Origin of the sequence: Corynebacterium macginleyi (genome assembly GCF_003688935.1) — a bacterium.
In the GTDB taxonomy this organism is placed as follows: Bacteria; Actinomycetota; Actinomycetes; order Mycobacteriales; family Mycobacteriaceae; genus Corynebacterium; species Corynebacterium macginleyi.
Window position 1 is genome coordinate 1 of sequence record NZ_REGE01000033.1, and the last position, 8805, is coordinate 8805.

At 55.0% G+C, this 8805-nt stretch carries 9 protein-coding genes and 2 pseudogenes; 4 read left to right on the forward strand and 7 right to left on the reverse strand.

Features of this window, described 5'->3' with window-relative positions:
- Positions 1-395: 395 nt before the first annotated feature.
- Positions 396-560 (reverse strand): hypothetical protein, encoded by a 165-nt coding sequence (locus tag D9V82_RS12355; protein ID WP_167449821.1) that lies wholly within the window; start codon positions 558-560, stop codon positions 396-398.
- A gap of 438 nt (positions 561-998) precedes the next feature.
- Between D9V82_RS12355 and D9V82_RS12830 the strand changes: the two genes are divergently transcribed.
- Positions 999-1325 (forward strand): hypothetical protein, encoded by a 327-nt coding sequence (locus D9V82_RS12830; protein ID WP_238399784.1) that lies wholly within the window; start codon positions 999-1001, stop codon positions 1323-1325.
- Between the two features lie 383 nt (positions 1326-1708).
- Here the strand turns inward: D9V82_RS12830 and D9V82_RS13200 are convergent, their stop codons facing one another.
- The 4 genes and pseudogenes from D9V82_RS13200 to D9V82_RS12455 form a co-directional block, all read right to left on the reverse strand.
- Complete coding sequence (locus D9V82_RS13200) at positions 1709-1846, reverse strand: integrase core domain-containing protein (protein ID WP_121912498.1); 138 nt, start codon at positions 1844-1846, stop codon at positions 1709-1711.
- Positions 1847-1973: 127 nt separating this feature from the next.
- Positions 1974-2243, reverse strand: a complete 270-nt coding sequence (locus tag D9V82_RS13205) for a DDE-type integrase/transposase/recombinase (protein ID WP_183122507.1) — start codon at positions 2241-2243, stop codon at positions 1974-1976.
- Positions 2209-2370, reverse strand: coding sequence for a hypothetical protein (locus D9V82_RS13210; protein ID WP_375231834.1), 162 nt, complete (start codon positions 2368-2370; stop codon positions 2209-2211). The genes D9V82_RS13205 and D9V82_RS13210 overlap by 35 nt, the downstream gene beginning before the upstream one ends.
- Positions 2371-2753: 383 nt before the next feature.
- A pseudogene (locus D9V82_RS12455) lies at positions 2754-2952 on the reverse strand (hypothetical protein).
- Between the two features lie 103 nt (positions 2953-3055).
- Here D9V82_RS12455 and D9V82_RS11595 point away from each other — a divergent pair.
- Positions 3056-4261 (forward strand): FUSC family protein, encoded by a 1206-nt coding sequence (locus tag D9V82_RS11595; protein WP_121912495.1) that lies wholly within the window; start codon positions 3056-3058, stop codon positions 4259-4261.
- Positions 4262-4310: 49 nt separating this feature from the next.
- Here D9V82_RS11595 and D9V82_RS11600 read toward each other — a convergent pair whose 3' ends face one another.
- Positions 4311-5126 carry a hypothetical protein gene (locus tag D9V82_RS11600; RefSeq protein ID WP_121912499.1) on the reverse strand — a complete coding sequence of 272 codons (816 nt, stop codon included), beginning with the start codon at positions 5124-5126 and terminating at the stop codon, positions 4311-4313.
- An 88-nt stretch (positions 5127-5214) separates the two neighbouring features.
- Here D9V82_RS11600 and D9V82_RS11605 point away from each other — a divergent pair, with 88 nt between their 5' ends.
- Positions 5215-6507 (forward strand): adenylosuccinate synthase, encoded by a 1293-nt coding sequence (locus D9V82_RS11605; RefSeq protein WP_121912496.1) that lies wholly within the window; start codon positions 5215-5217, stop codon positions 6505-6507.
- Positions 6508-6666: 159 nt separating this feature from the next.
- Here D9V82_RS11605 and D9V82_RS11610 read toward each other — a convergent pair whose 3' ends face one another.
- On the reverse strand, positions 6667-7050 hold the full coding sequence (locus D9V82_RS11610; protein ID WP_121912497.1) for a hypothetical protein: 384 nt from the start codon (positions 7048-7050) through the stop codon (positions 6667-6669).
- 882 nt (positions 7051-7932) lie between these two features.
- On the opposite strand from D9V82_RS11610, the pseudogene D9V82_RS11615 reads away from it, so the two are divergent.
- Positions 7933-8805: pseudogene (locus D9V82_RS11615) on the forward strand (VaFE repeat-containing surface-anchored protein); the annotation flags it as partial.

An 8805-nucleotide genomic window follows, 5' to 3' on the forward strand; every position in this document is an offset into this window, starting at 1 on the left:
GGGAGGCTTGAGCGAGCAGATCATCCAAGTAGGTTGTCGGGTCGATAGAATGTGGTGCAGCGGTCATCGTCATATGCCTTTCGGTGAGATGTGGTAGTTGAGTCGAAAGGTTAACTGACGGTGACCGTCCCACTATTTCCGGGGCCCACCATCAGCAAGCGTTACACCACACTACTGGACGCAACCGGGTGTGGGCCCAGGTATAAAACGAGGAACGATTCAGCTTCAACACAGGGCACATCCGTATAAGCCGAGTACTCGGTTCGGTGGTCATAGACACACTGAGAAGCAGAACCCCTGTGAGTTGCTTTAAGCACACTATGTCGCAGCGGTGCGCAGAATGTCGCGTTCTTCGCGCAGCTTCGCGTTTTCCTTTTCTCACTGGCGGATGCGTCTCACGATTCATTCGCCGCTTGGGCTTTATCCTGCACTACTTTTATGCGGGCGCGTTTGCCGGTGTAGTACTTGGTGACCCATGAATGTAGCGAGGCACGGTTGATTCCGAGCTCTGCTGATGCTGAGTTTAGCGAGAGGTCCTCATTGTTTTCATAGAGGGCCACACCGTCGCGTGTGAACTGTTCTCAGTACCTGGACATGGTGGTAGATTACCAATCTTGCCAACTCGACTGGGTTGGATATCAGGTGTCTACCACATGGGGGGGTCAGGTCCTTCTGACCACAGCGATCGTGGCTTGCATCCCGTCATATGGAAGTTGTCTTTGAAGGCTAGGCTACAATTTCAGGGTGGAATCACAGCTAGTCGCCTACATCGATGAGTCCTCCGCCCTTAGACCCCCAGACCGGCAGGAGTACATGGTGTGTGCAGCCATCATCGACATTCAAGACTTGGAAAAATACGCGAGAAGCTGCGTCCACTACGACTTCCTGGCCAGGTCAAACTTCACTGGACCGACGAACGTAATAGCCGACGCCGAAAAATCGTGGACACCCTTTCTGAGATCGACTCCATGCAAGCGATCATCACCCACCGGAGTGAAGTGAGCAAGAAGACGGAGAGGCACCGCAGGAAATGCTTGGAGCAGATGTACTTCGAGCTCTCCGAGATGCACGTCCGCAACGTCACTTTGGAAAGCCGGCAAGAAGCACAAAACAGGCGAGACGTCGCCCATATAGTTGCCCTGCAGGGCCAGGGACAAAGTGCTGGCATCCGACTGCGACACGTACGCGGTGGCGATGATCCCCTGCTCTGGATTCCAGATGCCGTTCTGGGAGCACTGAACTCCGTCCATCTAGGGGAAGAGCAGTACTGGGAGAAGCTGCACGAGAAAGTGGTCCTCAACCGTCCCACCCCGGATTCCCTCTAGAGGCAGGCGAAGACCCTGGGTCCAGTCGTCCGGCTGGGGTCCCAGGGTCTTCTTCCGATCCTGTCGTAACAGGTGGCAATAACACTAGGATAGCACCATTTGGCACCATTTGGCACCATTTGGCACCATTTGGCACCATTTGGCACCATTTGGCACCGATAGGCCCTGTCCGTTTCCTTAGCTGGATCGGCGGCCTCATCCTGGTTTCCTGACCAAATCCACATCGACCAAGCCGAACGCAGCGGGCTAAATATCACTCTGCTCAATACCCCTAGACGTTGACACCGACATGCCCCGCCGCGAGATACAGCAGTGAAGTGCCCCGGGTTTTGTTCCTAGGCATGTGCCTTGTTTTCCATTATTCCCTGTTGCGGGTTCTTCTTTCACAATTCGGTTTCCACCTCGGCTGGGGTTCGGTATCCAAGGCTTTGATGAAGCCTTACCTCGTTCCACCATGACACCCACTCAAACGTGGCGATTTCTACCTCGACAACGTCATCCCACCTGCGGGTATGGATCAGCTCACCTCTTGTGAGGGGCCGTTAACGTTTTCAGCCAGAGCATTATCATTTCAGTCGCCGACAGTTCCGGTGGAAGCTGTAATGCCGTGCTGGGTAAGTCGCTCGTTGTAGACAACGCTGACGCACTCTAAGCCGTGATCCGAATGGTGAATAAGACCTGTTGTTTCCCTCGCACTCTTGGGTCGCTTAGTTGAGTGCTTGCAGCGGTAATGCCTGAAGTGCGCATCGAGTCCGATAATGCCCATCCGACGATCCACCGGGAGTAAACGTCAGTGACAAACGCGGTGTAGACGAATCCTTTTCGTGTCCGTACATAGGTAATGTCAGCCACCCACAGCCTGTTCGGGCCCTGAGCTTTGAACTCACACTCGACCACATCCGGGCGCAGATCCGGCACGTTGAGGTGTACGGGTTGTAATAGGTGATTCGCCTTTACCTTTGCCAGAAACTCCAGCCAGGCGCATCAGCCGGGTAGCATGTTCACGACCAATATCTATTCCGTCACGGGAAAGAGCATGCCACATTGTCCGCACACCTAAGACACCATAATTATCCCTATGAATAGCACTAATGCGTTCAATTAGCACAACCGTCACGAAGGTGACGAGCGCTTAAGCCCTTGGGCTTTGGACTGGCGATACCCACGCGAGGTGATAAACCCGCCAGCCCGGTTATTCTTTTAACGCCAGTGCAGATGAACTCGATTAAGAAACGATTCCGGTATTTATCGATGAACCGGATCATTTCTTAATGTTGTGGGCCTGGTCGTGAGGCGAAAAAAGCTGACGCGGCCTTCAGTAACTCATTAGTGTCGCGAAGCTTTTGATTTTCGCGGCGTAGCCTGGCGTTTTCGGCGGCCAAATCTTCAGGAACAGGCTCTGGGATGTTTCCTGCACGGCGGGCAGGCTTAAGTCCATTGACGAGCTGTGTGCCATGAAACCCCCAACTTTGGGGCTACTGCCTGGCACGCGGCCTGCATCGACATATTTTCCGCCAAGATGCGGTCTTCAACGAGACGGACCACACGATCCTTCGCATCCTGGTCAAATTTTCTTGGCATGTTCCAGATTTTCCCATCTACTCAAGCGGAACAAAACCTGGGACACTTCACGTTGCTGGGCACACTGTCGCGCAGATACAGCGGGTTATCCACAACCTGGCACGGGCCCGGATGCGGGTCTTCGGGGCGGTGGTAAAGAACGGTCTTCTATGCTGGAGGTCATGTCGGAAGCGAAACAAAGAGTCTCAACGAGGCAAATGCTGAGGGTGGTGGACCGCTCGGTACTATCGCGCCTGCAACGCATCCGTTCACGCTTCGTTTATATAGTCCAGGCCACCGTGGGTGCCGCACTGGCGTATTGGGTGGCCAGCTCGCTCTTTGGACATCCGCAGCCGTTCTTCGCCCCTGTCTCAGCCGTTATCATCTTAGGGCTTTCGGGCGGGGACAGGATGAAAAGGGCGGTGGAAATGTCACTAGGCGGCATCGTCGGGGTGGCCTTAGGTGATTTACTGTTCCAGGTGGTGGGGCAGGGCCCATTCCAGATCCTGTTCATCGTGGGCGCAAGCCTCGTGGTGGGGTCTTTTATTACGAAATCGGCGCTGGTGTCCAACCAGATTGTCCTTGGATCCATTCTCATCGCCACGATTTTTCCGCCCACGGAGGGGCCGGCTGGCCTCCACCGGGCTATCGATGCGATGATTGGTTCTGGCATCGGGCTTATCACGATTGCGCTTATCCCGAATTCGCCGTTGAAGGAAGCACGGCGGGAAGTGTCAAAGGTGCTAAGGATTGCCTCCAGCATTCTTAATGATGTGACCCGTGGCATCCGCGGTGCCAATCCTGAGATTATTCGCGATGCCCGCGATGCAGTGCGGGGCACACAAAATGACGTGAATACGCTGTTGAGTGCGGCGCAATCGGGCAGGGAGGCCTCGGAAGTATCGCCGCTGTTGTGGACCTCGCGCAGGAGCATTCGATCCCTGGAGCGCATCCTATTGCCGGTAGATAACGCGGTGCGCGGAGTGCGGGTATTATCGCGGCGCGCGCTAGTTCTTACTGAAGACGGCGATACCGTGTCCGATAAACAGCTAGAGCTCTTGGAGGAACTGTCAGACATCATCATGGCAGTGGGAGAGCTCTACGACCGGGATAAGCGGGACCATGATGAGGCGATAGAAATACCCGAGCTAGTGCAGCGGCTGCGCTACGTGGGCGGACAAGCGGGCATGGATCTGATCGCAGAAGACGCGACGCTTTCTGCGTATGCGATCCTCGCGCAGACACGGTCCATCGTTGTGGACATCCTTATGGTGTGCGGACTCTCGCGCGAGTCCGCCGTCGCGCACCTAGTTCCTACCTCTACACACCCGGCATTCCCACCAGAGGTGTGGGAGCGCAAAGATAAGCTGGGTTAGCCGGGTGAAACGGATGAACCGAGGTGACTCGGCGTGAGCTGTAACGCGGTTAAGGGCGCACGATTTGGAGGTCGCGCAGGTGGCGGTAAAAGGTGACGCGTGTGAGGGGCCGTTTGTGGGGGATGGAATCAACGAGCACGCGCAGTTGAGGACCGCCGGCTTGGACCGCGCGGCCGGTGCGTACAGAATCCGGGTCGAGGCGGCCAGGTTTGCGCAGCAAGGAACGCAGGCGGCCCGCGGGCTCGATGGGTGATGTCGCGCGGGCGGCCAGGATGCCCGGGGCATCGGTCATGGGGACTAGCCGCGCGCCAAAAGTGCTGCGGCCGGAAGCGGCAAGGGTAGCGTCATCGATAATGATTTCACCGGTAAGCGGACCATTAGACCAATCTGCGATGGTTGCGGAGCCGGCCACGGCTTGGCCGGAATCGTTGCGGATGAGCGGCACTGGGCGAACCGGGGCCGTGCGGGCAATCTCGAGGGCCTCTTGTGGTGCGGCGGGCAGGCCCCAATTGGCGGCGGCGACAGATTCTCCCGTGGGAATGAACGCCACCTCGGTCCATAGGTTATCGGCACGCATGAGCCGGGTGACGACGGCGCTTAGCGCCGAGTCCGAGCCCGCAACAACGATGCGCAGACGGTCCTCCAGGTAAGGCTCCTGCAGGGCGGCGGTAGGGGCGCCGAGGTGGCGGACATCGGGCTGCGCAGCAATCTCGTCCAGCGAAGGCGTGGGGTCGTGGGGAAGGAGATCGGTGGCTGCGGCATCAATAAGCGAAAGCTCCTTCCGGGAAGGAACGGCCGAGAGATTATAGGCCTCTGCGGGCAAGTCAACCTCGGGGGTCCCGCAGCGGAGGAACAAAAAACGCATGCACAACATGCTACGTGGGCTATTGCGGCCAGAAAAGTGTAAGGTAAATGCGTATTTTGGCTTCAATAATAAGGAAGTGACTTAAAAGATGGCAGCGATCGTCATCGTCGGCGCTCAATGGGGCGATGAAGGCAAGGGCAAGGCTACCGATATCCTTGGCGGGAAGGTTGACTACGTAGTAAAGCCGAACGGCGGTAATAACGCCGGGCACACCGTCGTGGTCGGCGGTGAAAAATACGAGCTGAAGCTCCTGCCTGCCGGGATTCTTTCTGAAAACGCCACCCCCGTGCTGGGCAATGGTGTGGTGATTAACCTCGAGGCGCTCTTTGATGAGATTGATGGCCTGGAAGCACGCGGTGCGAACGCTTCCCGCCTGAAGATTTCCGCGAACGCGCACCTCGTGGCGCCGTACCACCAGACTCTTGACCGCGTGCAAGAGCGATTCCTGGGTAAACGCGCCATCGGTACCACCGGCCGCGGCATTGGGCCGACCTACGCCGATAAGGTTGCCCGCATTGGCATCCGGGTGCAGGACATCTTCGACGAGTCCATCTTGCGCCAGAAGGCCGAGTCCGCGCTGGATATAAAGAACCAGATGCTGGTGAAGATGTACAACCGCAAGTCCATCGAAGCCGAGCAGGTTGTGGACTACTTCCTCAGCTACCGCGACCGCCTGCGCCCCATGGTTATAGACGCTGAACTGGAACTCAACCAGGCCCTCGCGGCCGGCAAAAACGTGCTCATGGAGGGCGGCCAGGCCACCATGTTGGACGTTGACCACGGTACCTATCCGTTCGTGACTTCCTCGAACCCGACTGCGGGTGGGGCATCCGTTGGCTCTGGCATTGGGCCAACGCGAATTAAGACCTCGCTGGGCATTATCAAGGCCTATACCACCCGTGTTGGCGCTGGCCCGTTCCCCACCGAGCTCTTTGATAAGTGGGGCGAGTACCTGCAGACCACTGGCGGTGAGGTAGGTGTGAACACCGGCCGCAAGCGCCGCTGCGGCTGGTACGATTCCGTGATTGCTCGCTACGCCACGCGTGTCAACGGATTCACGGATTATTTCCTGACCAAGCTAGATGTGCTCACGGGCATCGGGGAGATTCCCATCTGCGTGGCTTATGACGTTGATGGTAAGCGTTACGATGAGATGCCTGTCACCCAGTCCGAGTTCCACCACGCGCAGCCGATTTTTGAAACCATGCCGGCATGGGATGAGGATATCTCCGGGTGCATGACGTTTGAGGATCTACCGCAGAAGGCGCAGGATTACGTATTGCGCCTGGAAGAGCTGTCTGGTTGCCGCATGTCCTATATCGGTGTCGGCCCCGGCCGCGATCAGACCATCGTGCGCCATGATGTCATGGAAGACCAATAACACACGTCGTTGCGTGGACGACTTCTGCTTAGCCGCGAGTTCGTAGAAGAAATATGAGCTCGTAAACGAGCTCGTAAAGAAGAGGGGCAAGGTACCTCACCAAGGTACCTTGCCCCTCTTGGATATCCCCGGGCTTTCCGGGGCTACACCCGCTTAGCCTTAGTAAGCAGCGGTCAGGTTCTCATAACCGTTGATCTTGAGCGCTTCCAGCACGCGGTCCACGGCTGCCTGGTCAGTGTCCGGATTATAGGTTTCCGGGAAGGTCAGGTGTGCGCTGTTGCTGTCCTTGAATTCGATGTTGATAAACTCGTGGCCCAGCTCTTTAGTGGCGAGCGCGAGTTCACGCTGCACAGCCAATTTACCGCTCTGCAGGATGGGTGCAGAGTCGTCCTGGTCGGTGGACTCACCAGCGGCGGATTGCTCAACATCAGCGGTCTGGTTTACTTCCAACTCAGGAAGCTTTTCCGGTACTTCGACCGGGCCGATGCTACTTAGCGGCAGTACAGCGGCTAAGGCGCTAGCAAATAAAGAAGAAATAGACATTTCCAATCCTTTCTGGAGGTTAGTGTTTTGAACCGCTAAAATACTAACACCCCAAACGGCGAGTATCTATGTGACATCGATCTTGTCGATTCTTCCAATAAGGAAAATTTTAGAAGACATGGGCAGAGCGGGCTAGGGTCTGGTCTGCAAATGTCCTACCTTGCATGTGTGTGCCAGGAAGTATCAAAGACTGTGGGCACATGCATCTTTTCCCTTCCTTACAGGGTGGGTAAGTGCATGTCGCCGACATAAACGCGGTTGGCTTGTTATCTGTGGCTTAACCGGGTCTAGTACATCCGGCATGACTCGGTAGTCATAGACACACTGAGAAGCACAACTCCAGTAAGCCTGCGTAAAACAAAAATGCGTGGCGGCCTTGCGTAGAAAATCGCGTTCTTAGCGCGGCTTCGCGTTTTCTATCGCTGGCGGGGCCCTCAGAATAATTCGCTGCCTGGGCTTTATCATGCACCGCTTTCCTGCAAGCATGTATGCCAGTGCCGTAATTCTTGACTCCAAGAATATGTTGATGAAAGGCTGATACCGATCTGGGTTGATGCTGAGTTGAGCAAGAGATTCTTAGTGTATTTATAGAGGACCACGGCATTGCTTGTGAGCTATGCGGAATATCTGGACATGATGATGGATTGCCAATTCTGCCAGCCCGAATGTGCTGGATAACAGATGTCCATCGAACGGGGGCCAGGTCCTATTAGCCTGCAATGCTTTCTTTCCATCTTTTAGGCTGGTATGCTATGTCCCGCTGTGGCGTAGGTATTCGTGGACGCAAGCGAATCATCAGAGCTTGTGCTTTAATAAAGCTCCTAGCTTTGAAAATTAACTATAACCCAGAGGAAAAATAGAGTCCTTGAAGGAAGAAAAAGAATGAATCGAATACAACGAACATCCTGGAAGGGAACATCAGCTGTTACAGCGCTGATTGCTGCTGTAGCGATCATTGTTGCTTTAATTGCTGTCCCAGGGGGTGAAGCAAATGGTCAGCAAAGTAAGCCTACGGATTTTAAGCCAAATATGGATCTAGGCGATATGTCTAAGCTATTGCCCTACGGAGAGGACAGTTCTTGGGGTCCACTGGTGTGGGCTGGAACTCCACCTAAAGGTGCGGGTGCTGGTAACCCTAAAAACAATGTTGGTTGGGGTTGGTGCGTTGAGCCGCAAGCACGAATTCCGTTGCAGACTAGAAATCTGTACGATAAGGCCAATGCTGAAAAACTAGATATCCCGGCCGGATTCGAAGATGCAGCGATAAACGTAGCCCGTCATCTGATGTCTGCGGTAGCGAAAAAGGACAGTAAGTCCGCCGCAAATTACTCCGTGTATCTGGCAGCATTGGTGTCCAAGAAACCTAATTCGAAGACTTCAGCTGCCGCTACTATTACAGGTAGAGACCCGAAATATGGCAGCCAAAATCACGCTATAGTCAACTATCCGGGCTTTACGGGTAATCATGAGGACTTCACTAAGCTTACCGGATACAAGATTGTAAGTGATTACGATCCTGTTAAATTCGAGAAAGTTCAAGAGGTTAATATCCCTCCACGGCCGAATGGCGCTTTCATTACGGTGGTAAAACCACAGAAAGATCGTCAAAATAGGGATCAGCCGGTTGCGCCTGTTGATCAGCCAGGTTTGCCTCCACTTGAAGAAGAAAAGCCAGAGAAAGAGCAACCAAAGATTTCTACGAAGGCTGAGTTTGCTGAGGGTGACAAGCAGGTTGTTGCTGGTGCTACGGTGAAT